We start from the raw sequence: 26,733 nt of genomic DNA on the forward strand, positions 1-26,733 counted from the left end.
TCTCCGGGCGAGTGGGTGGTGCGCTGGGGTGGTGGGGTGGTCGGGGGCGGCCTGCGTTCAGGCCTGGCGCCATTGCAGATCGGTGGACGGCGGTGCGACCGTCGCGCCGTCGCGCACCGCATGCGGCAGGATCAGCGACGTGCGCTCGAGCGTCGCGCCGCCGATGCATTCGACGAGACGCCGCCACGCGTGACGGCCGATGTCGCGGTTCGGCGTCGCCACGCTCGCGAGCGGCGGCGCGAGCAGTTCGCCGATCGCGATCCCGTCGAAGCCGAGTACCGACAGGTCGTCGGGAATCGAGAAGCCGGCGCGGCGCAGGCCGCGCATTACGACCATCGCGAGCAGGTCGTTGCTGCAGAAGAGGGCGGTCGGGCGTGTGGCGTGCGCGGTGAGATGCGCGAGCACGGCTTCGGGCAGCTCGGGTGCGTTGAAGTCGACCTCGACCGGCGGCAGCGTGGCCATGCCACTTTCCTGGAGGGCCTGCGCATAGCCGAGATGACGCTGGCGCGCGCGATCCGACGCGGCGAGCGAACCGGCCAGCATCAGCACGCGGCGGTGGCCGCGCGCGATCAGCAGCCGCACGCCGTCGTAGGCGGCACGGCGGTTGTCGACCGACACCGACGGGCGGCGTTGCGTGTCGTTGTGCATCAGCACGTAGTGCGGGCCGTCGCGGTCGAGCATGTCGAGCATGTCGAGCAGCGGGTGCGTGTCCGCGTCGGCGACGGTGAGGATCAGCCCTTCGACGCGCTGCTCGCGCAGCGTCTCGATCGCATGGCGTTCGCGCGCGGCGTCGTACTCGGTCGTCATCACGATCAGCTTGAAGCCGGCCGCGGTCGCGAGCGCGTCGATGCCTTGCAGGCAGTCGGCGAACACGGGGTTCGACAGCGTCGGCACGACGACGCCGACGAGTCGCGTGCGTTCGCCGCGCAGTTGCCGGCCGAGCGGGCTCGGGCGGAACTGCAGCGTATCGATCGCGGTGCGGATCGTCTGCAGCGTGGCGGGGCTGACGGTATGCGGGGCGTTGATCGCGCGCGAGACGGTGGCGATCGAGAAGCCCGCGAGGGCAGCGACGTCCTTGATGGTCGAGGTCATGAAATAACGCGATGTAAACGTTTTCGGCGAGGGAATTATCGAAAACGTTTGTGACTTCGCGATGACGCACGCGACGCTTGTTTCGCAAAAAAGCACGATACAAACGTCAGACGGTTGGGGCCGTCGGACGACGCGGGCTCGATTGTAGCGGGGAGGGCGCGGCGCGCGACGAAACCGGCGGCCCTGTCGTAGCGACGGCGAGCGGGCGGGAGTGCCTCCGCGCGACGGCGGCCGGTGTCGCGATGCGGTGCGGCAGAATAAGGGAACGCATGCGCAAGCAATGGTAGAATCGCGTCCGCCCTCTTGCCGGGGTGATGAAATTGGTAAACATAGCGGACTTAAACGATTGAGTGCCCGGCCGGAAACGGTCGGTGCAGAACCCTTCAAATTCGGCGAAACCCCTGATGCGCGCATCGAGGCAACGCCGAGCCAAGCCTCGCGGCATCCGCGAGGAAGGTGTAGAGACTAGACGGGGGGCGCCTAAGGCGCACGGGCAGCGGTCACGCCCGCGCGCGACGGTGAAGGCATAGTCCAGCGCACGAACGGCTTCGCTTACGCGACGTCGGCTTTGAAAGAAGCAGTGTGACGAAAATCCGCCGCCTTAACTGGCTTGCCGGTTCGAGTCCGGTCCCCGGCACCAAAAAACGTTCTAGTTGATTCCGAGGAAGCCCTGAAACCCGCCAAAAATCAAGCTTTGGCGGGTTTTTTGTTTCCAAGCTGTTCCGCTTCGAGCGATTGAAATCCGGGGGTATTTGGGGGTATGTTTGGGGGGGTGTGCTACCATTTTCACACGTTCTTCATGAGATACCCCCTATGCCGCTAACCGATACAGCCATCCGGAATGCCAAGCCCGGGGCACGGCCGCAGAAGCTGTTCGATGGCGGTGGTTTATTCTTGCTTGTTACGTCAGTAGGGCAGCGTTACTGGCGACTCAAATATCGCTTTGCCGGAAAGGAAAAATTGTTGGCGCTCGGCGTCTATCCAGATGTGACTCTGGCCGTTGCGCGAGAAAAAAGGGATGCAGCCCGCAAAAAGCTGGCAGTGGGAATCGATCCCGGCGAAGCGAAGCGTGTAGAGAAGCGAGCGGCTCGCCTTGCGGCGAGCAACTCCTTCGAGGTAGTCGCGCAAGGATGGATGGACGAGCGGAAAACGGTCGTGGAGATCGGTCAGTACGAGAAGACGCTTGCACGATTCAAGAGCGACGTATTTCCGTGGCTCGGCCGAAGGCCGATAGCGGAGATTGATGCGCCAGAGATTCTCGCAGTGCTGAAACGGATCGACGGTCGCGGGGCACGGTTTACTGCCCACCGGGTTCGTAGCGAAATCAGCCGCGTTTTTCGTTACGGCATCAAGGAAGGTTACTGCAAAACCGATCCCGCCCGCGATTTGGTAGATGCAATACCGCCTGCGCAGACAACTCATTTTGCGGCGATTACTGAACCGGCCAAAGTTGGGGAAATGCTTCGGGCGTTTGACGGGTTCTCCGGTACATTCCCGGTGCAATGCGCGCTCAGACTTGCGCCCATGTTGTTCGTACGGCCCGGCGAGTTGCGGCAGGCCGAGTGGTCACAGTTCGATCTAGATAAAGGTGAATGGCGTTATCTCGTGACTAAGACAAGGACCGAGCATTTGGTGCCACTTGCCACCCAAGCCGTCGCAATCTTGCGGGAATTGCACGCGCTAACAGGGACATGGCGTTTTGTGTTTCCGGGTGCGCGAACAAAGGACCGTCCGATGAGTGATGCGGCAATCAATGCGGCGTTGCGCCGGCTTGGCTACGACACACGCACCGAAATTACGGGCCACGGATTCCGGGCGATGGCTCGCACGATTCTGCATGAGGAACTGGAGCAGAAACCGGAAGTCATCGAGCATCAGCTTGCCCACGTTGTATCAGATAACCTGGGTTCCGCCTACAACCGGACCAAGTTTCTCCGAGAGCGTCGTGCAATGATGCAACAATGGGCGGACTACTTGGAGCAATTGAAGGACGGTGCGCAGACAATTCCGATTGATGCCGCATTGGGATAACGCTGTTTCAGCGCAAGTTGTTCCGCAAGCCAGTACTCGACGGCGAGCGTGCCGGCAATACCGTGAAAGTGCATCGGTATCCGATCGCGGACATGTCGCGGCTGCTCATCTGATTGTTGGCGCTTGACGATTTCCTGCGCATATCCTCATTGGCGCAACAGGTGCGGAGCGGTCACATCGACGTCTTCTTATTGGTGTGCGGTAAAGAGCACCGCTTTCATATGGGCACGATCTATGGCACCAGACCAACCGCCGAAAAGACGGCAGCTTCCCAGCGGCCACGAGGAATCCGCCTATAAGGGTTATGAAAAATGGCCTCTTCATCGATGGGCATGGGAATTTTTGTGCCGCAACGAGGAATTTATTGCGGCTTGTCGTACGCCGGCTCGGACACCGGGTGAAGAACTTTCGACGCGAACGCGCATCGCGCGTCAATTTCACCTGAAGAAGTTCAAGCATTGCGACGAACCTTATCAGGTCGGCGCGAAGCCCGCGTTCAATGTCATAGGGATATGGCGTTGCACGGAACGGCAGCGAGGAATTTATTGCGAGGACGTATCGATACGTCAGGGGGAAGTTCTCATCCGCTTCAACCCCGAGGCCGCGCTGTATAGCAGTAACGCCCTTACGGCACAGCTTCTGATGGCAGAGAAGACTCTGAAAGAGCACGCGCGCATGCTTGCTCGTTTGCAAAATACCGGGCTACCGAGAAACAAAGCTAGGATCGGCACGGTAGGCGAGCGAATTCGTTGGCTTCGTATGCTGGACGCCAAGCGTCACGCGCAGTCAGCCGAGGCGCGATCTCAAGGCGACGCATGGTCGCAGCCGGAAATTTATCGAAATCTATTTCCTGCCGTCGCGAAGAGGCTGGAACGCGACGAACTCCGTGCCAAGTTCAAGAACGCTTTCCGAACGGCAGAGAAATGCACTCAGCATACCTACCTTGAAATGGTACTCGCCGGGCAGATAGAGAATGCCAGCCGCCATGTCAGGGTTGGCGAAGCTGCCGAGCTGTAGCTTTCTGCACTCGAACCGATACAACGTCTTTTCGTCTCCCACGTTGGCTTGTCCGCTGTGGGAGGGCTCACGAGTCCCACCCGACTCGTGAACCATGTTGCACGAGTCATCTTCCAATACTGCTCCTTACAGCATCTGCGTCGTCATGGTCTTATGTTCATGCAGGATTTCACTGCACATACATGGGAGATTTGAGATGTACGCAAAGAGTCACCAAGGTGGTCCGTCGGCGGTAGGGAGTTTCAACTTGCCGGTAGACGGGAAGGCAAGCGCACTGGTCGTGTTCCTCCGCCGCAAGGTGGTCGAGAACCGCACGGGGCTGTCCCGTTCGTCGCTCTACGCCGCTATCGCCAAGAACGAGTTCCCGAAGCCGGTCCCGATCGGTGCAAAGTCGGTTGCGTGGATCGAGGCTGAAGTCGCGGCGTGGATGCACGCGAAGATCAGCCTGCGTACGTAACTGACAGTCTGGCAGAGAGAGCGGCAAAAGGTGTTGCCCGCTCTCGTCTTTCCGCTGTCGTGTAATTACATACTCTATATACCCATTACGACATCAATTGTAAATGTATAGGCTTCCTATTTAATATAAGGAGTTGCTATGCCTCTCTCCAACACCAAGCGTGGTGTAGGACCGCCACACGACGGATCGTCCCGCGTCGGCCTCGGTGCTAATACGCAACCGCAGGTTGTGTTGCAGCAGGTGCATGCCTGATGAAAACTCGTCCGAGTCAATTTGTCAGTCCACCCCTGAAAGCGACTACCAAGACGCTCGCGCAGATCGGCATGGCGTTCCGACCGGCTGACTGCGTGAACGTCGATACGGTCGAGTTCACGGTTAGCGGCATCGAGTGGGACGTGTCCAATCAGACACGCTGCTTGGTTAGCAACGCCGATGGCGAGGTCCTTTTCAACAGCACGAATCGCTTGCCGGTAACCGGCAAGTACGGCATGCATAACTTGCAGGTTCGATACAACCCGATCACCAAGACGTTGCGCGTGGAGGGCTCACTGTTCGGGTTTATCCTCGGCCAGAACGTGTTCACTTCGCAGCGTCTCGCGAAGGGTTTGGCGTGGGTGATCTCGTATCTCAAGAAGAAGCTGGGGTTTTCGTTTGCCGTGCCGATGCAGAAACTGATCGACGAGCATGTGACGTTGCACCGCGTCGATCTGGCCGTGAATCTGCAGTTCGGCTCGGGTCGTTTCGTGAAGACGTGTTTGCGTCAGATCGCCCGGCAACTGATCGAACAGGATTGCATGGTGAGGAAGGCGTTCACCTCGGTCTACTGGACGCCGCAGAACAGCCGCTACTACAGCATTATCTTTTACGACAAGGGCGAAGACGTACGCCGTAAATACCTCCCCAAAGCGAAGCGCACGGGCGACAGGGAGCAGACGTTTTTCGAAGCCCGGTGCAACGAGTGCGATGGTCTGCTGCGCATTGAAGTTCGCTTGCGGAGTGCGGAATTGAAGAAGCGCGGATTGCAGAATGTTAAGGCATGGAGTGGCGATGCGCCGAAGGAAATCTTCAACCGCTACTACCGGAACGTCCCAGTCCTCAACGTCGTGTCGTCGGGGATGACCCGTGCCGACTTCGATGGCGTGCCGGATCGCCTTCGACCCGTCGTCGCGCTGCACAAGCTGAACGCGCCGATGGAACTGGTGTATTCCGAGCGCACTATGGCTCGGCATCGCGCGACGTTCCGCAAGCAGAAGATCGACCTGAAGTCCCCCGCGCGCGCCAAAGTTGTGCCGCTGGCGAAAGTGCTGACCGCTTCGCGTATCAAACCGACACCGACGCGGTTGATCGATGCACGGTTCGCACCGCTGCCCTGTGAAGCAAGCGCATTGCCGTCTCCCGTAAAGGGGCGTGTGTCTAGGATCGCGTAGAACTGCACGAACAGGCATGACGCAATTTTCAACTACGGCCCGCGCTATCACGAGGCAGCGTGGGCCGCAAATGGAACACCAAACAATATGAACCTTACTGACGTTGAAAGTGTGGCGCTCAACGTGCCCCCTGACGTGTGGAAGTTGCCGTGCTCGGAAATGAGGTACATCGCCAAAGTAGTCAATGCGGACGGCGGCCACCCCGCGTACCTGGTTGAAATCAAGGGCGCGGGTGACGCCTGGAAGGAGATCGAGATTCCGGTCACCTTGATCCTGAGCCCGATGCAGCTTGCGCGTCACCTGATCGAACACGGTGTCGATCTGCACTCGAACGATGCGCCGAAGCACGTCGCGGATTTCCTGCGCACCTGCCGCGGCGGCACGACGATTCTGCGTGTAGAGCGCGACGGATGGATCGACCACGGCCAAGAGCTGAGCTACGTTTTCGGCAACGAACGTTTTTCCGATCGTGTCGAGCGCGTAGTCCGCGTTCAGGCGAGCGTGCGCGTATCGGCGGGTACGCTCGCGGACTGGAACGCTGTGACAGCCCTGTGCAGAGGCAATGCACTCATGATCGTCGCACTTTGCTTCGCCTTCGCGTCGGCGCTCCTGAAGCTGTTCGGTCAGAGCGGCGTTTGCGTGAATCTGGTCGGCAGCTCCAGCACTGGAAAATCGACAATCCTGCGCCTCGTGCAAGCACTGACTGGTTCTCCGGAGTTCCTTGCTAACTGGGAAGCGACCGCGAACGGTTTGGAAGCGTACGCGGCGCAGCACAAGGACTTGCCGCTCATCATTGACGAACTGGGCCAGTCAGATATCGCGTCTTTCGGGCAGTCGATGTATCGTTTGACGAACGGAAGCGGCAGACTGCGCGCGAAGACGAACGGCGGTCTTGCGGACCAGGCTCAGTTGTCAACCGTGATTATCTCGGCGGGCGAAGAAAGCCCGGCTGAGCGTATTCGTCGTAGCGGCGAGCAAGTTGTGGCTGGTCAACTCGCACGCTTCGTTACGCTACCGATCAGAAGCGAGCACGGTGCGTTCGACAACCTGCACGGTGAAAGGAACGGCGCGGCGTTCTCGGCAGTGGTTCGGTCGAAACTGCGTGAAGTACATGGGGTCGCATGGCGGTCGTTCGGCCAGTACGTGGCTGCGAACATTCCGGCGGTTCGTCAAAGGCGCGAAGACTACTATGCCGGTCTGAAGGAGGCCATTAGCGAGGGCTGCAACGTCGATGCTGCAGACGGTGTTCAGGAGCGCGTGCTTGAGCACTTCGCGTTTGCAGCCATTGCGGGCTTCGTTGCTATCGATGCGGGCGCGGTTGGCGTTACAACGGGGGACGTCGCCTCCGCCATGTGCTCCTGTTTCGCCGACTGGTTGCGGCAATATCGCGCGGACACGCATGCGCCGGAAGACGAAATTGCAGAGGCAGTACGCGACCTCGTGTTGAAACACCGGAATCGCTTGCCGCCGTACTCGGCGTTTTGCGATGCCGATCGCGACACGCAGATCGGGTTCACGCATACAGCAAAGGGCATCGATCTGGTGCTGCTGCTCCCCGATGCCTTGCGTAAGATCAACGAGAAGTACGGCAAGAAGGCGGCAAAGAATGCTCTGGTTCGCAAGGGGCTGCTGATCCTCGGGTTAGAAGGCAGGCCAACGAATCAGTTCGTCGTGCCCAATCATCCCAACGTGAAGCCAAGCACGTATGCGTTGCATAAGGATGCAATTTTTTGTAGAGTAGGCGCGATTAGGCCGCAGTATGATGCTGCGGCCTCCGATCTACAAATCTGCAAATCTACGTAGCCTTGAACTAAATGACGGAACGGAGGCTTCGATGGCGATCAGCATGAGGTCTTCGGAGACGATCAACCTGTATATGAACGTGTTCACGACTGGCTGCGGAGACGGTTCGGTACTACGCCATGCGCCATCATGAGGCGGCCGATTTCAAATACGGCAGCAATGCGTGGATTGCTGACTGGAGCGATTCTGCGGCCAGTCGCAACCTCATGATAGTGCCGTCCATCACAGTGGACCCTGTCCAACATGGCGGACATGTCATAGACGGCTTCCGGTACCAGCTCACCTTCACCTGACACAATTCCCGCTGTCAGTGAATGATTGCCGCCTGCGACAAACGCAATGCCCCACGGCAGCCAGAGCAACACACAGTGGTTGTTGAAATCCTGTTCCCATGGACCTGCCGCTTTGCCGGTGCCGATTGATGAGAGCGTATTTGCAATGCGCTGACGATTCCACGGCCAAGGGAGCACAACGTCTGTCGACAGCCGTATGCGAAACTGCTCATTGGGTAGCTCGCGCTCGTAAAGTTCACCGGTTCGAAAATTATTGTCGGTGAAGAAAAATGTCGGGCCTTCAATGTCAGCCGGTGCCTCATGCTCGGCATTCTCCGCGACACCAAGCATTGCCTCAGCCTGAATTGGTCGGAGAATCAATTTGACAAGATCGTATAGCGCGTCCGGATTTTTATCTGCGACAGCATGGGCCATGTCGATAATATTTTCGAAGGGCGTTTTGCGCTTTATGCGCTTACGGGGCCTGAGTTGCCGAAGTATTTTGAAACGCCAGCGTTCCAAGAGGCTCATTCCAATGGTTTGTGGGTCCACCACCTTCAAATCGCCCAGATTTCCCGACATCGTTGTTCCTTCTTTCTTTGTCCCTATGAGGCCCCGAACTTGATGGAGGCGCCGTCGCTGCGATGGCACAGGCGCCTCGATTATCGATCAACTGGACTGCATCTACCCTTATGTCAGTTGTCGCGAGGGGTGCCCCTATGTGTTTCGTCAAGCGTTAGAGGCTGACTCGGGTTGGTAAATGGGGCCGTCGCGCAGCATGGCGAACAGAACGTCGCAGCGTCGCTGTGGGAGCACGATGAGCGCTTGGTTGTGGCGCTTAGGTGTATAGCTTTTCGAAGGTCCTTGCTTCTGCGGGCGCGCGAGTGGTACTCCGGACGTTTGCCCTATTGATGACATGTCAACCGGCGAGTGACATGCCGCAGCATATTCGCGCTGGCATATCACGATTTGCGCGCTTGAAATGAAAACTTGAGTGCGCCGATTGCTTTAAGCTTGGCCTCGATGGCTGCGTGAAACTTTGGGTCCGATTCACGGTGATCCACCATTACCTGCTGAATGTGCCGGGCGGTCGTTATACGCCCGGCAAAATTCCAGAGGTCTTGGTTTTCGACGGTTAGTTCTGTGCTTTTGACTCGTTCGACGACCTTGCTCAATGCCTCCTGATAAGCTTGACCGATCAACTTCATCGCTTCGCTGAAGGTTCCCCAGAACAGCAAGGAATCACCGTTCCATAAACCCGAGTTGCGCATGTACCAGTCATCAAGCGACGGAAGTTCGTCGTTCGAGAGGCCGACTTCGAGGCGCAAACGAAGGGCATGACGATAGAAAAGGCGAAAATCTCCGTCCTCTGCTTCTGCTAGTTCAGACCATGCATCGTAGTGGTCAACATCGGATTTGAGCCTTTCGTACATGGCATGGAACGGAGGAATCTCTCGCAACATTGCATCACCGGCGCGAGCTGTGAACCAAGAATCGAGGTAAGCACGAAGGGGTGAGAGACCGTGCCGAAGGTCATTCGATTCATCGAATTTAACGGAAAATGAAGATGCTCCCGGTCTAGGGTGATGTGCCAGCGCAGGGGTCCAGTAAGCGGTTCCAGAGGAGGTGTCAACGTGGAACAAAATTGTAATAGTTGGGGTCGCTTTCCATAGGTTGTACGTCGAAGTTTTGACGGACACTGACGACTCGCCATCCTTAAACGTGATCATCTTGCTAGATTTGACCTGACATTTCGCGATGCGCCCGGTGACCTTGTTGCGTTCAACAATTTCGATTTCGCCGTCAATGCCAAAATCGTCGTCCCCGGCTTGACGTCGAAAAATCCAACCCTCTTTCTCGAAGATGACCTGAAGCTGGCTTACACCTAGGCGGCCCGTTTGATTATTTTCGTCGGAAGTAGGAAGGTTAGAGTCCATAGGGAGGTATGTAAAGAGTTCGAATAACGTTGCATCGCTGCTCGCTTCCATTGCGCGGTAGCGAACGCGCCACTGGCGATATTTCAGTGCTTGTGCAGGCCAAGCTTGTCGAAGAGTACTCTATTCCGTCGTTTGGCATCTCGAAGTAGCTTATCGTACGAGATGATCTCGATCGAGCCATTCCCACCGGGCAGGGTGTAGAAGTACCCTTCGTTGTCAGCGGTCCTGTGGTAACGCATAGCGACCTGCCGTTGCAGCGTCGGGGTCAAATCGGCTATGAGGTAACCCGTATATCTCAAGCGTTTGGGATTTATCGGTCGGCCGTCGATGTCCTTAACCCCGCCTTGGTCGATCTCTACGAAACGCTGGATGATTTGGTCGGCAGGGTCTTTGTCATAGTTGTCCCGGCCTGGCCGTTTGAACTCGACGACTACGACTCCGCCACTGGGCAGATTGTCTGGTTCAGCAACTCCAATGGGGGTGTCGTAGAAGAACGCAAATATATCTGGCTCCTTCCCGGACGTCTGGCCTAGGCCGGGCACCTTGTTCAGTTTCTTGTCGGAAGTCAACAGCGTATGAAAGCACAGACGTTCGTCAATGAGCCAAAGATTTTGCTGGTCGAGAAAGATGTCTTTTGACGAAACGCCCATTGGGAAGATCATTTTGTGCAATACCTTCTCGAAGGGGTACTTCTCGTCGTTTTGTACTCGCTTAAGGCTTTGATCAACCAAGTCCAGGATTGTGCGCCGATGCGCAACATAGTCGGCCAGTTTAGCTTTGCCAACATCATTCATTTCTTCCATCAGGCCTTTGATGCGCTCCTGATACGCATCAAACGATTCCTTTTCGATAAGCGCCGCGACATGGCGCTCCTCGACCCGAATACTGTCTTCAATTTCGCGGCGAATATGAAGCAGGGCTTCGTCAAGTTGTTCATCCTTGAGGCCAGGCTGCACTCGCTGCTCAAGGATCGGACGATATTTTTCATGAGTGAGAACTCGGTACTCAGGTGCTCGCTCAACGAAGCGACCGATTTGAGCGATCTTCTCCTCGTTGGTAACCTTGAGATCGGCGGCAAGGACAGACCGTAGCGCTGCCGCAAGTCCTTTGTTAAGCGCCTGACGCGAAACCCGGGTTTCCTCAAGTTCGGGCTCTTCCTCGGATTGAAATGCAATCTTTGTACGTTCCTGATTGGCGTGGTCGTCGAGATACTCCCCCGTCACAAGCACTATCAGTGTGTAGGCTTCCTGCGCGTCGTCCACCAGTCGCTCCGGAAGTTCGGGGAGCAGATCGCGCAACTTGTACGTCATCACGTCGCGGCCGTTCGCGCACAAGTGATAGTCGTGACGCGAGCGACCGTCACGGTGTCGGAATGCTTGGAGCGCGAACGTGTGTCCATGCACGTCAAAGAAACGATCTTCGATGTGCGGCTGCACGGTGGACTGGAAAAGCTTATGGAGGTCAATTGGTTCGTGCCTGGGAGCTTCAAGCGTCATGCGGGGGCAAGAGCGCGCAGCAAAGCGAATGAGAAAATGTGCAACGATATGTGCGGCAAGTATCGCGGGATCGGTCGGCCACGCCGCGCGGTATCGGTCTGCTAAACCGCGCACACGAACCGTCGTGCCAGTCGGAGCGCTGGTCGGGGTGACCTTGTCCGCCCCATTAAGCTCTTCTGTGATCGAGAAACTGAAGTTGCGTGCGAAATGCTTGCCGTCGCGCTCGTAGACGCTACGTATTTCGCAATGGTTGAAGACCTTGAGGAAGGTGAACCTGCCGACGCCCTTGCCGCCGAGCTTAACCTTCGAGAGTGTGTATGCCTCTCCGAAAGAAGCGATGTTGAGTTCATTGAACCCGACGCCATCATCAACTACGTCGAAGCCGTCCGTAATCAGCGTGTCGTCACCGCCTTTCTGAGCAAGGTCGTCGGACGGGAGCAGCTTGATTTTAATTGAACCGGCTGCAGAGCTGCCATGCTTATCCTCGATAGCGTCCATCGCGTTCGATACCGCCTCAAAGAGCGGCATGAGACCGCGCGACGGCGCTAAATCGAGTCTATCGACAAGTCCCCGGATGTTGGTAAGCATGGCATCCCTCGTTCTGTATTTTTTGTCGCACTGGTACGAGTCACCTCGTCACGGAATCTCGATTCTAATGCACGCTTGAGCATTTGCACCGACCGGCTTGCATGTCGGAAACTTGACGGAGCGGGGCATCCCGTCATGTTCAATTGCCGTCCGCGCACGCTCGCTTGACCGTCGCAGTGCCGACCCCGAAGTGCTCTGCCGTCCCTCGAATGCTCGCGCCGTTCTCAGCGCGCCACTCCTTGATCGCTGCGTAGTCGTTCGACCGCGCTCGCCCCTTGTACTTTCCATCGGCCTTGGCAATTGCGATGCCCCGACGCTGCATCTCGGCGCGGTTCAGGTAGTCGGCTTCGCCCTGCGCGGCCATGAATGCAAGGATCGCGTCGCGCGTTGCTTTCTCGATGGGGTCCTTTGCTTTCCCATCGAACACCATCCCGTTGAGGGTGCATTCGACACGCACGCCCAGTTGCATGAGTCGGCGCATGGTCGCGTGTAGCTCGTCGTAGCGGCGGCTGATCCGGTCCAGCCAGCGCACGATGAGAATGCCTCCGTGACGCAGATCGTGTTCGGCTCTGCCCCACTGTTCCCGTGCGTCAGGAGCCACGTGATAGCCGCTCACGCCCTCGTCAATGAAAACGTCCTTGTCCTGCACGCCGTGGGCTCTGGCGTCCTCGTACTGGCTCGCGGATGACTGGCCGTCCGTGGTGGAAATTCGCCCGTAGTAGAGTTTGCGCATGATATTTAGGTGGATCGTTTAAATTGATGGATCAATTTTAGCATGGATCAAACAACCGGTTGACCCTATTGATCCACGTCCAGATGATCCGGTGCATGGCCCGCTATGGTACCCAAGTGATCCATATTTATGAATGGCGTGCGCGCTGGTGTTTATGCGTGCTGCTCCCGTCGACTCTGCGAGTTGCGGTAGGCTACGGCATTCGATATCAGACTTTGTTCGATGTCATTTTCGACCAAACGGAGACTAAACTGAGGTTCCTACCTGACGGGCCGTCGATCCCAAATGAGCTGCTAAGCCTCAGGGATAAAGGCGAAGTAGTATTTTTTTGTGGCGCTGGTGTTTCTATGCCAGTTGGCTTACCGAGTTTTTTCAAACTTACGAAGTGCGTCATGACCCGTCTGGGTGTATCCCCAGCGTCAAAAATTGGCAAGCTCATGGCGCCTGCAATGGAGAAAAACGACCCGGATCTGGCGCCGCCGTTGGATCAAGTATTTGGCCTTCTTCATAGAGAGTATTCCCGTCCGAGGGTCGAGCGGGAGGTCAATTGGCTATTGAAGATACCAAAGGCAGCAAATCCGACTAAGCATGAAGCTATCCTCCGTCTCTCTGCCGATGCTTCCGGTACTCCGCTAGTAGTGACGACAAACTTCGATCTGATGTTTGAGCGGGCGAATAGACAGCTGCGTCGGTGGACGCCACCGTTGTTGCCACCGATGACGGCCATGGAGGTGCCGACGGGGATTGTTTATCTTCACGGCCGTTTGCGGCAGCAGAGCGACGATGGTCAGAATCTCGTGCTGAGTTCGGCCGACTTCGGCCGTGCGTATCTAGCAGACGGCTGGGCGACGACATTTATGCGTCAGTTGCTTGAGCAGCGGGTGGTTGTTCTATTGGGATACTCAGCAAGTGATCCCCCGGTTCGTTATCTCCTCGAAGGTTTGTCCGCAAGCAATTCCGCGAAATTGCGCACAATCTATGCGTTCGACCGAGGGGAGCCGCAGACCGTGCGCGCGAAGTGGCACGAATTGGGCGTAACCGGTATAGCCTTTCGGCAGTTTGATGACTTATGGACAACGCTCGAAGCTTGGTCTGTTCGAGCAATCAACAAGGACTCGTGGACTGCAAGTGTTCTCGCGCATGCGCACACATCGCCACGGTCGTTGCTTCCACATCAGCGTGGTCAGGTTGTTGCGTTGGTCGAAACTCGAGAAGGCGCGAAAGCGTTCGCTGACGCTGAGCCCCCACCTCCAGCAGAATGGCTGTGTGTTTTTGATAAATTCTCGCGATATGGACGTCCAGAAAAGAATGGCTGGTCGAATGATGCAGCAGAGATCAATCCGCACGTAGAGTTTGGACTGGATGATGATCCACCTCGTCCTCCAGCGAATGGCCGGTCTACGGACGTAGGCGGTGTCGATCTGATCGGAACATTGGCCACTGATGACGATGGTCAGAACTACATGCGGCTCGCTGGGATGCGATCCTCTCCCGGTGCCGTGGATTCGAAGCGTCTCTGGTGGCTTGTCCGTTGGTTTGAGCGAGTCGCAGAACAACCTGCCGCTATTTGGTGGGCCGCGCGGCAGCGGAGTCTACATTCATCGCTCTTGGAGGCTGTGGATCGTCGATTGAATGGGCGCAATGGAGCCGTTTCAGCATTTGAAGGCGAATCTAGACATATTTGGGCGCTCATGTCCGAGTCGTTCGCTGAGTTGCCGGAAGATGTATGGGAGTTTTCATGGTATAGGCTTGCTGATCGAATTCGTACCGAGGGCTGGTCTACTTCCGTACTTCGCAAACTTGAAAAAATCGCGCAACCACGGCTTTCAGTGAAGGCTATGTCTGCCACCCGCCCGCCAGTACCACCGCCGATAGATGAATCGGTGGATATGGAGAGGCTTGTTCGATTTGAAGTTGTAACCGCGCAGCGACATGGAGCCGACATTAACGTCCCGGACCATCTCGTGCTTGCTGTTTTTCAGATTGTTCGGCGAATATTGCTCCGTTCAATAGACCTTCTGAACGAAATCATCGGATCGTTAGGTTATTTTAGGTTGCCTGCAATTGAACCTGATGCAAGACCGGGAGGGCATATCCGTCATCGTGAAGGTGTCGAGGCGGATTTCTTCTGGGCGGTTGAATTGTTTCAACGCTTGTGCGATCTTTATCCGAAAGACGCGCGTGATGAGGTGGTGACATGGCCCAAATCAGATAGGTATTTTTTTGACAAGCTGAAATTACATTTTTGGCGGAATCGAATCGTATTTGATGGTGAGTGTGTTGAGCAGGGGCTTAATGGATTATCTGATGAGGTGTTCTGGAATGCATATATGCGGCGGGAAGTGCTTCTGTTGCTCAGAGATCGATGGTGTGATGTTCGACCTGAGATCCGAAGGCGCATAGAGCAGAGGTTCATCGGCGGTCGGCAACCGTATGAGGGGGAGGCACCGGAGGACTATGAGCAGAGAGTTATTTTTGATGCCGGTACTTCTCTAGGATGGCTCGAACGGAATGGCTGCGAGTTATCGCGATCAGCCGTAAATATTCTCAGTGCTATCCGAAGAAGACCGGATTGGAGTGAGGATGCTGAGAAGGCTGCCGACCACGATTGGGATGGTAGAAGCGGTTGGGTTCAACGAAAGACGGACCCAGAGAATTTGCTGCACCTGCCATTGGCCGAAATTGTCCCGCAAGCTCTTAAATTGTCGCGACATGACAATTCAGATTTTGTCGAACACGCACCGTTCGCTGGACTTGTGTCGGCGCTGCCAGTCAAAGCACTCAGGGCTCTTTCGTTGTATGAACCAGGGGGCGACCATAGTGTATTTCTTTGGAAACAGTTGCTTTCCAATTGGCCGGATGCCGCGCCGAGAAAAGCACTTCTGATTTGTGCATGCAAGCTTGCTGACGCTCAGGAAGATTTATTTTTTAGAATTCGCTTTGAGGCTACATCATGGATTGAAAAATACTTGCCTCGCTTGTTTTCTTATCGAAAAAATGTCTTCTGGAGCCTATGGGACAGGGTGTTCGATAAGATTATTGCGATGGGGGGAGGGCAACGGAAAGTGCTATTCATGAGATAAGGCAGGGTGGGGAGGTGAAATCTTTTTCGAGGACGATGGATTTTGCCATAAATGCACCGGTAGGTCGTATGGTTGAGACGTTGTTTTCTACTTTGGGGGAGAAGAGCTACCAATTAAATGAGGGGCTCGATGCTGAACTGCTTGAAAGAATCTGCCGAGCGCTTACATCCCCTGGTGACGGGGCGCATCATGCGGCTACCTTGGTTGGCCGACGATTGAACTTCCTCTTTTATGTGGACAGCCGATGGGTAAAGCGCCGAATACTTCAACTTTTCTCTCGCAAGAACACATTGTCGAACGCAGTATGGGCAGGTTTAATTTGGGAGGCAAATGTGCCTTCGGCTGCGCTCTTTCATTTGTTGAAGAGTGATTTTGTAGCGCTTTTCTCGGAATCCAAAAGTCTGTTGTCAGATGAGGAGCTGGAAAGGAATGCGGTACATATGTTGATCGTCGCCAGATATTGGTGGACTAACGATAAGCGATATATTAATGCTGTAGAATGCCGCCGCATTCTACAGGAGATCAGTGATTTGGGACGGCAGTCTGCATTATGGATGGTTGGTCGGATCGTGGTGGATCAGTCGGCGTGGGAAACATTTGGTAAGTCATTTTTTGTATCGACTTGGCCGCAGGAAGTCGTATTGCAGTCTAGTGCTGTCACGGAAAGCATGATTCGTATGGCTCAGGATCTACCCAATCTCTTCAATAAGGTTGTAGAGGCTGTGCGAGACTACCTTACCCCAATTGAGCATCCGGACGTGGTGCTTTATGGCTTGCGAGAAAAGATGACAGACAATCTGTCACTCTCTAGAAGATGGCCAAAGCAGGTGCTTTTCTTGATAGACAGAATCATCGAACAGGCACCTAGCTATCCCCCTATGGGATTGCGGGAGCTACTGGATGAAATTGTCGAGGCTGCCCCTACTCTACGAACCGAAAAATCGTGGAGAAGACTACATAATTTATTGTCGGAATAGGGTGCTGTTAGCGCTTTGTATGTTTACTGGGGCGCGATGTAGATGGCTCGTGAAGCGGCCCGTCAACCACTCTGATTTCTCGTAGTAAATGACGCACTGAGTGGTTGACGACTCGACGATCGACAGGTCGGCGGGCGCTGATTTTGGTTGCGCTGGTGTGAAGGTCGGTAATTCGAATCTGCGATGAGTTTCGGCGGGTAGCGTCAAGAAGACAGTCAAGAATCGTCACGGCGCCTTTATCGTGGCGAGCGGACTTTGGTATGATCTTTGGAGACATCTTCCGCAATCACACTTTAGGTCGCCTGCGGCCTCTACGTGAAGGCGGAATTTAATATTTATGTTTGCAATTTGTAATTTTAATGTAACACATACGCAGTCCTGGCGTTTTGATGTCTAGTTACGGTCGGACGCGTTCTGTACGAAACGAGGTGACCGCATGAGCGGGGAAGTCTTGCTGAAGGTGCTGCGCGGCGGCTACGCGCAGTTCGATCGCATCGTGAAACTCGACACGCCGCTCGGCGACGACTGGCTCACGCCTCTGTACGTCAAAATCAACGCGCGGCTTGGGCGCAATTTCGAGGTGACTGTCGACGCCTCGTCCGTCATGGGCGACAAGATCAAGCTCAACGCCTTGATACTGCAGCCCGTCACGCTCTGGATTCGCCAGACCGACGGCGGCTATCTGCCGATCCATGGCTATGTGCAGAGGGCTCGCCGCCTTGGAAATGATGGGACCGTCTCGTATTTTCAGCTTCAGTTCTCTTCTTGGCTGAGTTTTTTGAAGCTCAGCAGCGATCGACGGGACTGGCAGGAAGCCGGCGGCTGGCAGATTCTCACCGACGTGTTCGACAAGCACCCGCAGGCTTCCGGCAACTATGGACAGGAACTGCGCGCGGCGATGCGTTCGTATTCGCACCGCGTGCAGTGGGAAACCGACTGGAATTTCGTGCACCGGAGTCTGGAGGAAGTCGGCGTGTTTTCGCGCTTCGATTTCGCGAAGGACGGCAAGTCGCACAAGGTCGTCATGATGGACGATCTCTATTTCGGGCCATCGCTGCCGAATTCGGAGATGAAGTTCAGCCATGCGGGTACCGACGAGGATTTCAACGGACTCACCCAGTTGAGCGAGCAGCAGGACGCACAAAGCGCGACGCTGACGCTCGGCACAGCCGACTACAAACGACCGGACCTGGACAAACAGACCAGTACGCCGGCGGCGGACCTCGAGGATTTACCCGGCCAAGGTGAAGACTATCTCTATACGGGCTCGCAGACCTGGGCTGAATCTGATGTCGGGCAACAGCAAGCTCGCGTCCGCACCGAGGAATGGGCCTCGCGAGCAAAGCGCTATTTCGCGATCGGCAGTCCGCGCTATGCCCTGCCTGGCTATTGGTTCAAAGTGTCGGGTCATCCCGTCCTAGATGCGTTGCCGGAGGAGGAGCGTGAGCTGTCGATCATTGCGAGCGACTGGCTGATTCAGAACAACTTGCCAGGATTGGACGCGCTCACGCGATTCCCGCGCAGCCTGCGCAGCGAGATCGAACAGGTCCAGGCGGCTGGGACTGGTACGACCGTGAGTCACCGCGATGGCGGTGTCGGTTTTTTTCACGTCGAGATCGAAGCGCAGCGCCGCAAAACGCCATTCCGCAGCCCGTTCGAGCATGAGAAGCCGGAGATGCACTTGCAGACGGCAATCGTCGTAACCGACAGCGACGAAGAAATCGTCACGGACGATGGCAATCGCGTACGGGTCCGGACGTCGAACAGTCGAAACGATCGCAATACGAAGTCCACGTCTTGGATTCGCGCGGCGATGCCGGACGCCGGCGCGAAGCGAGGCGGTTACTTTCCGTTGCGCAAAGATGATCAGGTGCTTCTCGGATTCGTAAATGGCGATTGCGATCGGCCGGTGATCATCTCGCGACTGCACGGGGGCGTGACGATGCCGGTATGGCATACGCACGGCTTGCTGTCTGGCTTCCGTTCCCGCGAGTATGGTGGCGACGGATTCAACCAACTCGTGCTGGATGACGCAAGCGGCCAGAACCGGGTCCACCTTTCCACGACGAGTTACGCGTCACACCTTCATCTTGGCTACCTGATCGAACAGTCCGATAACACGCGCGGCTCGTTCGTTGGCAGTGGCTTCGACCTCAAGTCGGAGGCACACGGAGCGATCCGGGCGGTTCAGGGGCTGTCGATCTCGACTCACGCGGCAGCGGTACAGCCGATGAACGTGTCGGCCGCGACCGATCAGCTCGCAGCTTCGGAGGCAGTATTCGAGACGGTCTCGCAGGCGAGCGAAACGAATCGGGCCGAGAGTCTGCAGGACGGCAGCGATGCGCTGAAAGCCTTTACCGAGATGACGCAGCACAGTGTCCCCGGCGCAACAAAAGGCGGTCGCACGGCTGGCGGCGGAACGGGGAGCGCCAGTGGCTTTGCGAAACCGGCGTTGCTGCTATCGAGCCCTGCGGGCGTTGGGCTGTCCAGCCAGCAATCGATTCATGCGTCGGCGAATCAACAGGTCAACTTGGTGGCGGGGAAGAACGTCAACCTCGCAGCTGGGAAGGCGCTCCTCGCGAGCGTGATGGACAAGATCAGCCTGTACGCTCAAAACCTCGGGATCAAAATCTTCGCGACCAAAGGTCCTATCGAAATCCAGGCTCAAAACGATGCGTTGACGATGCTGGCGCAGCAGGACGTCAAGATCGAGAGTGCGTCGGGACGGATGATTCTGCGCGCGGAAAAGGAACTGATTCTTAACGTCGGCGGATCGTATATCAAGATCACGCCTGACATGATCGAGAACGGGACGTCGGGCCAGATTCTCGAAAAATGTGCGTCGTGGGACAAGCCCGGTGCGTCGACCATGACGTTGCGCGACCCGCTGAACGGCACGCCGATTTCGAAGCATGGTGGCTACGCGGACGATTTCTCTGGTTGATCGAGATGCCCAGTTCCTGAAGCACGATAACGACTTACGATTCTAATTGCCATGACGGATAAGCACCCTCCTAAAAAGCAACCTCCGAAGACGCCTGAGCCGGATGCTAAGCCTGCGTACACGCCTCTCGCATGGAGCTATCCGTTTTCCCCTGCGGCCAAGGAAGGTGCGGCGTCGGATGCCGCAGACCCCATGACCTACATGAAGGCGCTTGCGAGCGCCGAAGATGGTTTTTATCCGCTGGGAACCAGCGGCATCTGGCACGGCGGCATTCACTTCGGACAGAAAACGGGTGAGGCCCTGAAACAGGACGAGGGCGTACGCGCGATCGCCACGGGCGACGTCGTTGCTTACCGACTCGACAAGGAATACCCCACGCTGACCTACCAGGACCAGCGTCACGCGTTGTACTCGCGGGGATTTGTGCTGATCCGCCATACTTTGCAATTGCCACCCGCACCGAAAAAGTCGGAACCCGCACCCGCCCCCTCAAATGCACCAGCCGGATCACCTGCCTCGGGGAGCAATGCAACGCCCCCTGCGCCAGCCCCCGCACCCGCGTCCTCCGGTCCACCTCCCGGTGAAACGCTGACGTTCTTCAGTTTGTACATGCATACGCTCGACTGGAAAACGTATAAAGCGGCGCTCGATCAGCCCAAAACGGAGAGTGCGGCCCCCAAGGCGCCGCAACTCAAGCCTCTTCCGTACTGGGAAGCCGACCGCTCATATCGAGCACTGAAGCCGAACAAGCAGGACCTTCCTAAACCGAAGCCGGTCGATCCGGGTGCGCTCGGTGACGATCCGTCGCAGCAGCAACAAGGCGCAGATGATGCGCTGCCGGAGCCTGTATTGGGTGTTCGGGTTCGCATTACTCCGAACGCCAAGCTCCTCGGATTGCTACCCGAGGGGACGGAACTCACCGTGAACGAGGCCGATAACGGTGGCCACAAGGGTTGGGCAAAGATCACGAAGATCATTAAAGGTGATCCGGTGGGCCCAGTCGTTGGTCAGTCGCCCGATGTACAACTGAAGTGGGGTTACGTTTTTGTTTCGGAACTGGAACTGATTCCCCAGTCCGGTCCTGTCGATCAGGTAGTCGTTCTTAAGAAGGCGTACCCTGTCAAGGCAGGAGACATCGTCGCGCATATCGGACAATACCAGCGCTACCGTGAAGCGAAGCCCACTCCTCCGCTACCCACTCGGCCGTTGCTGCATCTCGAAGTCTTTGCAGGCCCTGATCTTCCGGCGTTCATCGCCAAGAGCCAAGCACGCGTGAAGGAATTGCCGGATACAGACAAGCCGTTTCTGGAAGTGCTGGCGGGTGCAAAACTCGTGACGAAAGTACCTGATCCGGATTACACCCTCGAGCAGACGGGGTTGAAGCTGGTACCGGTCAGCGATTCGAAATCACGATGGATCAAGGTACAGCCCAAGATCGTTACGATGCCGGCCGCGCAGCCGGAGCCAGCCGCTCCGGCTGGCAAGGGGAAGAAGCACAAGGTGAAGCCAGCGAAAAAGCCGGATCCGACCGAGACGCCGACCGGTAGCCCGTTCTGGGTCGACAGCAGCCTAGGGTTGGTCAATCAAATGACGAAGGCGCCCGTCAAGGGCTGGAAAGACTTTCCACTGAAGGTTAGCCAGGCAGACGGGCCCGCAACGGACTTCCGCGACGTCTTCCGAGTGGTCGATCTCGACAAGCAGGGTCCGCAAAGCTCGGCACGAGAAGACAAGGACGCGAGCGGAAAAACGAAACGCTGGTGGAACGTGCTGGTCGGCACGAAAGACGGTGGAACCCGTCAAGGCTGGGTGCGCGAGCAGGACCATCCTAAAGTAAAGCTGTGTAGCCCGTGGGACTGGCCGGGGTTCGAGCTCGTCGACAACAGTTCGACCACAATGGTCGACATGTTCAAGCGTTATGTGTTCGTCGCTGGACTGGCTATGGGTGAGGATCAGGATAACTTCAAGCCGAGTGCGGACGCGTTGGCCACCAGTGACCTCATCCAGAAGCTCGAAAAAGCCATTGATGTCAATCACGATGGCAAGGTAACTGCCGCGGAATTGGCGGATGCACAGAAAACGACGTGGCTGGCCGAGGCGATCTCACACATAGTTGTGAAGAGCGAGAGCGAATGGGGCGGCAATATGGGGAAGTGGGAGGACATCACGCCTCATATGAAGCTCGTGCCGTGGAAATGGCAGAACGAGTTGGAGCGGATCAATAAGCTTCAATGGTGGGAAGAAGTTCAGTGCGTTGACACTAAGATTCTTCCGAAAGAGCCAAAGCCATGGCATTTTCACCCGATCGGGCTGATTGGGAATTTCACGGCATCAGGCTCATGCGATTGCATAAACGTCGATGAGTTTTGTAAGCGATATGCGGATCAGCATCCGACTGAGTTTGGCTGGTTCGAAGGCAGCAAACATGTGACATTACCACCAATGAATCCTCAGTCGGTCAAGAGCCTGCATGATCTCGTGACCGAAATGATGAAGCAATACCCCATCCATTTCAAGGAATGCAAGACAGAGTACCTGGCGTATATGCTAGCAACGGCTCGAATTGAATCATACGATTGGCATACTCAACACTTCTTCTCTCCGATATGCGAAGGCATTTCGTATGATGAGGCGGAGACAAATTACGGAGTCGGCCCCAACGCAACGGAGGCACACAAAAAACGGGCTATCGCCAACGGAAACACAGAGAAAGGCGATGGATATAAATATCGAGGCCGTGGACTGGTTCAACTTACGTGGAAAATTGGATACAATAAATTTAAAGAGATAGCCGGCGCCGACATTGTCGCAAATCCGGATGCTGTTTTGGATTTACCCGTCGCAGTTCGGATTATGATGATCGGGATGAGGGATGGAATGTTTAGAGGGGGAAATTCGCTCTCAACCCACCTCGATGGAGCCAAGCCTGACTACTATCATGCTCGCTACATTATTAATGGCGATAGTCCGGCTGGATCAGGGCATCCGGACAAAGCCGAGCAGTTTCAATTTTATGCAGAGAAGTTCGAAAAGCTTATCAGGGAAACCAAATGATCTCTAAGTTTATCTTCGGAGCATCGCTCGCTTTAACATTGACCTCAACTGCAATGGCGGGCAGTTATCAAATCCCTGGCCTCGACGTTTGTGATGCGAACTCATCTGCGAAGCATTGCGCCCTCCAGCTGGATGGCAATGGATATCTCGTCGATAGCGCTAGCGGTACACGCTTGTCTTCCGATCCCGATTTCAAGGGAGTCGTGAATGATGCTACGCTCTATGAAAGCAAGAAAAGTTTGGCTTTGGAATACAGCGATTCATCATCGTCAAAAAACTGGACCGTCCTGATCTTCTCCTACAAGAATGGCACGTTGCATGCCACGAATTACATCTCGCTCTCGAAGATGACGCTAGTGAATGGTGAGCGATGGGGTGGGCAAAGTTGTCGAGGCGATGTGGTCTTGCCCAGAGGAAAAACAATTCTGGCGAGTGCCTTTAACGCCTTATGCAATGGAAATGTAAGCAATAATTCACCAACCTCACCGAACACAGAGGCAATAAAAATTGCAAGCCAAACGGGGCTTGTTGTAACAGTGCCAATGTATGATGCTGATACAAGAGTTTGGTCGGTGGCAACGTACGCATTCCCATCCAACACTATGCCCGACGCAAGCGCATTACTCTGCCTTTCTGGTTGTAAAACTGATCCGGCACATCAGCGTTTGGGTGGTTGGATTGGAAAGGATTTTTGGATAGATGCGTCCCTGCCCGAAAGTGAGGCTGGCACAGTCGACGGAAGTTACATCTACCTGAAGAAAAAAACACCAATCTCCATTAAAGGATCGGTGGCGAATGGAAGTATAAACTTAACAGAATATTCAAGCTCAGGAAGCATGCCTGTTGCGACATTCACCGGAAAGAGGCTTGATAGCTCATATGTTGGAACCTGGGCATCAAATAACAAAAGATATAAATTCCTCCTGGGAACAATACTTTATTGATTATCCCGCCATGATTGATTTTATCCGCATCGGCGACGACACCGACCACGGCGGCAAGGTCGAAACGGGCTCTGCGACCATGCGATTCGACGGCCGCTATGTCGCCCGCAAGGGCGATCGCGTCTCGTGCCCCCAGCATCCCGATGTGTCGCCTAACCTCATAGAGGAAGGCGATCCGTCGATGACGGATGATGGTATCCCGATCGCACGGCACGGCCATCGCGCCACATGTGGCTGTCACCTTATCTCAAGTCTCGTTTGAGCCTGAGATCGAACTGGCGGCACTGCGTCGACACTATCGTCGGCCATGTATCGAATCCGCACTCGCAAATGTATAGCACCTAGTGCCCGGCACCTATGCCGGGCTGTGGTGTTGGGTAACACATGGTTTGTTATTGGTAACGAGCGCTGTTTTTAGTAAGCACGAGACCAGTACCGTCTGTGAACGCTCGGTGACGAGTGCCATGATGTCCTGTGAAGGACACGAATGACCAGTCGTGTCCACGATAGGAGTTGTGGACAGAGTGACTCAGACAGTCGAGATCCCGCCGAAACGGCAAACTCGCCGACATCCCACGGAATGGAAGCGGACCATCGTCGCGCTGACATTCGAGCCCGGCGCATCGGTCGCCCGTGTTGCTCGCGAGAACGGCATCAATGCCAATCAGGTGTGGGCATGGCGTCGCCTCCATGCGCAAGGCCTGCTAACGGACGATGCGATTCCAGACGCAATGCTGCCGGTTGTCGTCAACGAACCGTCTCAGCCGTCGATGGCGCTCGAGGTGCCGACTGCGACCGACAACATACCGTCCGGCTCGATCCAGATCCAGCATGGCAAGACGTCGATTCGCATCGAAGGCGCGCCAGACCCGGACGTGCTGCGTTCTGTTCTCGATCGCATTTTACGATGATCGGTCTGCCTCAAAACACGCGGATCTGGATCGCGGCGGGCGTCACCGATATGCGATGCGGCTTCAATTCGTTGGCCGCGAAGGTACAGACGGTGCTGGAGAAAGATCCGTTCTCTGGACACGTGTTCGTGTTCCGGGGCAAGCGCGGTGACCTGCTGAAGTGCTTGTATTGGAGCGACGGCGGGCTATGTTTATTGGCGAAGCGGCTCGAGAAGGGGCGTTTTGCGTGGCCGCGTGCTGACGCCGGCGTGGTCGCGCTCACAACCGCCCAACTGTCGCTCTTGCTCGAGGGTTTCGATTGGCGGCAGCCGGTCGAAGCCGCGCGCCCACGCAGCGCGCTGTAAACCATTGTTAACTGGTGCTCGCGTGATCATGGGCAGTCGTAAACTGTCCTCATGGAATCGACCTCGACCGCGCTGCCCGACGACATCGACGCTTTGAAAGCGTTGCTGCGTGAGCGCGACGCCCAGGTCGCCGAGCTGCGGCAGCAACTCTCGTCGCGCTCACTTGAGATCGAGCACCTAAAGCTCACGATCGCGAAACTGCGCCGCATGCAGTTCGGCCGTAAATCGGAGAAGCTGGATCGTCAGATCGAGCAGCTCGAATTGCGGCTGGAGGATCTGCAGGCCGACGAAGGCGCCGCCGATGTAGCAGCCGCTCCCGAGGCAAAGCGGCCGCGCCGCGAAGGTCCGAGCCGCAAGCCGCTACCCGAACATCTTGAACGCGAAGAGCGCGTCCATCTGCCCGCCGATGATGACTGCCCCGATTGCGGTGGACAGCTCAAGCCGTTGGGCGAAGACGTCGCGGAGCAACTCGAATACGTGCGTGCGCACTTCCGTGTGATCCGTCATCGCCGCCCGAAGCTGGCCTGCGCGCGCTGCGATCGCATCGTGCAGGCTGCGGCGCCGAGCCGCCCGATCGATCGGGGCATCCCGGGTCCGGCGCTGCTCGCCCACATCGCCGTGTCGAAGTTCGCGTACCACCTTCCGCTGCACCGCCAGGCGGTGATGTACGCGCGTGACGGCGTCGAGATCGATCCCGGCGCGATGGGCTACTGGATGGGCAGCATCACGGCGCTGCTCGCACCGTTGGTCGACGCCGTGCGCCGCTACACGCTGGCCTGCGGTAAGGTGCATGCGGACGACACTCCGCTGCCGGTGCTGGCGCCGGGCAACGGTCGAACGAAGACAGGACGTCTCTGGGTCTACGTGCGCGATGATCGGCCGAGCGGCTCCGACGAACCGCCGGCGGCCTGGTTCGCCTACACGTCAGATCGCCGCGGTGAGCATCCGCAGCGACATCTCGCTGACTTCACTGGTGTGCTGCAGGCCGATGCGTTCGCGGGCTATGCCGAGCTATATCTCGACGGGCGCGTCCAGGAAGCCGCATGTATGGCTCACGCGCGCCGGAAGATCCACGACCTGCATGCGGTGCGCCCCAACGCCGTGACGGAGGAGGCGCTGCGCCGGATCGGCGCGCTCTACAAGATCGAAGAGCAGATCCGCGGCAAGCCGCCCGACGAACGGCGCAGTGTGCGCCAAGCGCGGGCGGTGCCGCTGCTCGACGACATGAAGCGTTGGTTCGAAGCGACGCTCGCCAACCTCTCTGCAAAATCTGACACGACCAAGGCGATTCGGTACGCGCTGAATCGCTGGCCAGCGCTCGTCTACTACTGCAGCGATGGGTGTGCGGAGATCGACAACCTGATTGCCGAGCGAGCATTGCGAGCCGTCGCTCTCGGACGGCGGAACTATCTGTTCGCCGGCGCCGACTCCGGTGGCGAACGTGCCGCCGCGATGTATAGCCTGATTGGCACGGCGCGCTTAAACGGCCTCGATCCCGAGGCGTATCTCGCCTACGTGCTCGAGCGCATCGCCGACTATCCGGCTAACCGCGTCGACGAGCTGCTGCCGTGGAACGTGGCGCCGTCGCTGCCGCCTACTGCTCGCGTCGACCCCATCCGATAGCGT

At 56.7% G+C, this 26,733-nt stretch carries 19 protein-coding genes; 14 read left to right on the forward strand and 5 right to left on the reverse strand.

All coding sequences use genetic code 11. From position 1 onward, the window contains the following. Nucleotides 1–57: 57 nt before the first annotated feature. The gene (locus VXM69_RS25665) at nt 58–1,092 is read right to left on the reverse strand and encodes a substrate-binding domain-containing protein (RefSeq protein WP_367189434.1); all 1,035 of its coding nucleotides are present in this window, start codon (nt 1,090–1,092) and stop codon (nt 58–60) included. An 813-nt stretch (nt 1,093–1,905) separates the two neighbouring features. Between VXM69_RS25665 and VXM69_RS25670 the strand changes: the two genes are divergently transcribed. From VXM69_RS25670 to VXM69_RS25690, 5 genes are all read left to right on the forward strand, one after another. Next, the gene (locus VXM69_RS25670) at nt 1,906–3,123 is read left to right on the forward strand and encodes a tyrosine-type recombinase/integrase (protein WP_367189435.1); all 1,218 of its coding nucleotides are present in this window, start codon (nt 1,906–1,908) and stop codon (nt 3,121–3,123) included. 234 nt (nt 3,124–3,357) lie between these two features. Then, nucleotides 3,358–4,140: a hypothetical protein gene (locus VXM69_RS25675; RefSeq protein ID WP_367189436.1), complete on the forward strand. Its 783-nt coding sequence runs from the start codon at nt 3,358–3,360 to the stop codon at nt 4,138–4,140. Between the two features lie 247 nt (nt 4,141–4,387). Further along, nucleotides 4,388–4,597 carry a helix-turn-helix transcriptional regulator gene (locus tag VXM69_RS25680; protein ID WP_367189437.1) on the forward strand — a complete coding sequence of 70 codons (210 nt, stop codon included), beginning with the start codon at nt 4,388–4,390 and terminating at the stop codon, nt 4,595–4,597. Nucleotides 4,598–4,848: 251 nt separating this feature from the next. Beyond that, on the forward strand, nt 4,849–6,024 hold the full coding sequence (locus VXM69_RS25685) for a phage/plasmid replication protein (protein WP_367189438.1): 1,176 nt from the start codon (nt 4,849–4,851) through the stop codon (nt 6,022–6,024). An 87-nt stretch (nt 6,025–6,111) separates the two neighbouring features. Then, nucleotides 6,112–7,827: a DUF927 domain-containing protein gene (locus tag VXM69_RS25690; protein WP_367189439.1), complete on the forward strand. Its 1,716-nt coding sequence runs from the start codon at nt 6,112–6,114 to the stop codon at nt 7,825–7,827. An 83-nt stretch (nt 7,828–7,910) separates the two neighbouring features. Here the strand turns inward: VXM69_RS25690 and VXM69_RS25695 are convergent, their stop codons facing one another. From VXM69_RS25695 to VXM69_RS25710, 4 genes are all read right to left on the reverse strand, one after another. Next, the gene (locus VXM69_RS25695) at nt 7,911–8,681 is read right to left on the reverse strand and encodes a DUF6710 family protein (protein WP_367189440.1); all 771 of its coding nucleotides are present in this window, start codon (nt 8,679–8,681) and stop codon (nt 7,911–7,913) included. Between the two features lie 380 nt (nt 8,682–9,061). Continuing rightward, nucleotides 9,062–10,087 (reverse strand): DUF4365 domain-containing protein, encoded by a 1,026-nt coding sequence (locus VXM69_RS25700; protein ID WP_367189441.1) that lies wholly within the window; start codon nt 10,085–10,087, stop codon nt 9,062–9,064. 32 nt (nt 10,088–10,119) lie between these two features. After that, the gene (locus VXM69_RS25705; protein WP_367189442.1) at nt 10,120–12,120 is read right to left on the reverse strand and encodes an ATP-binding protein; all 2,001 of its coding nucleotides are present in this window, start codon (nt 12,118–12,120) and stop codon (nt 10,120–10,122) included. A 139-nt stretch (nt 12,121–12,259) separates the two neighbouring features. Beyond that, complete coding sequence (locus tag VXM69_RS25710) at nt 12,260–12,853, reverse strand: recombinase family protein (protein WP_212105136.1); 594 nt, start codon at nt 12,851–12,853, stop codon at nt 12,260–12,262. A 392-nt stretch (nt 12,854–13,245) separates the two neighbouring features. Here VXM69_RS25710 and VXM69_RS25715 point away from each other — a divergent pair, with 392 nt between their 5' ends. From VXM69_RS25715 to VXM69_RS25755, 9 genes are all read left to right on the forward strand, one after another. Then, on the forward strand, nt 13,246–15,936 hold the full coding sequence (locus tag VXM69_RS25715) for an SIR2 family protein (RefSeq protein WP_367189443.1): 2,691 nt from the start codon (nt 13,246–13,248) through the stop codon (nt 15,934–15,936). 35 nt (nt 15,937–15,971) lie between these two features. After that, on the forward strand, nt 15,972–16,913 hold the full coding sequence (locus VXM69_RS25720; protein ID WP_367189444.1) for a hypothetical protein: 942 nt from the start codon (nt 15,972–15,974) through the stop codon (nt 16,911–16,913). A gap of 436 nt (nt 16,914–17,349) precedes the next feature. Next, entirely contained in the window at nt 17,350–19,857 is a 2,508-nt protein-coding gene (locus VXM69_RS25725) for a type VI secretion system Vgr family protein (RefSeq protein WP_367189445.1), read from the forward strand. A 192-nt stretch (nt 19,858–20,049) separates the two neighbouring features. Then, nucleotides 20,050–22,908, forward strand: a complete 2,859-nt coding sequence (locus VXM69_RS25730) for a lytic transglycosylase domain-containing protein (protein ID WP_367189446.1) — start codon at nt 20,050–20,052, stop codon at nt 22,906–22,908. Then, nucleotides 22,905–23,852, forward strand: a complete 948-nt coding sequence (locus VXM69_RS25735) for a hypothetical protein (RefSeq protein ID WP_367189447.1) — start codon at nt 22,905–22,907, stop codon at nt 23,850–23,852. Before VXM69_RS25730 ends, VXM69_RS25735 begins: the two co-directional genes overlap by 4 nt. A 10-nt stretch (nt 23,853–23,862) precedes the next feature. Beyond that, on the forward strand, nt 23,863–24,114 hold the full coding sequence (locus tag VXM69_RS25740) for a PAAR domain-containing protein (protein ID WP_367189448.1): 252 nt from the start codon (nt 23,863–23,865) through the stop codon (nt 24,112–24,114). A gap of 235 nt (nt 24,115–24,349) precedes the next feature. Then, on the forward strand, nt 24,350–24,763 hold the full coding sequence (locus VXM69_RS25745) for a transposase (protein ID WP_080298168.1): 414 nt from the start codon (nt 24,350–24,352) through the stop codon (nt 24,761–24,763). Then, nucleotides 24,760–25,107, forward strand: coding sequence for an IS66 family insertion sequence element accessory protein TnpB (gene tnpB, locus VXM69_RS25750; protein ID WP_038785480.1), 348 nt, complete (start codon nt 24,760–24,762; stop codon nt 25,105–25,107). The genes VXM69_RS25745 and tnpB overlap by 4 nt, the downstream gene beginning before the upstream one ends. 51 nt (nt 25,108–25,158) lie before the next feature. After that, nucleotides 25,159–26,730: an IS66 family transposase gene (locus tag VXM69_RS25755; RefSeq protein WP_367188812.1), complete on the forward strand. Its 1,572-nt coding sequence runs from the start codon at nt 25,159–25,161 to the stop codon at nt 26,728–26,730. Nucleotides 26,731–26,733: the final 3 nt, after the last annotated feature.

The sequence above is a fragment of the Burkholderia sp. Ed8 genome (genome assembly GCF_040761425.1).
Classification (GTDB): domain Bacteria; phylum Pseudomonadota; class Gammaproteobacteria; order Burkholderiales; family Burkholderiaceae; genus Burkholderia; species Burkholderia seminalis.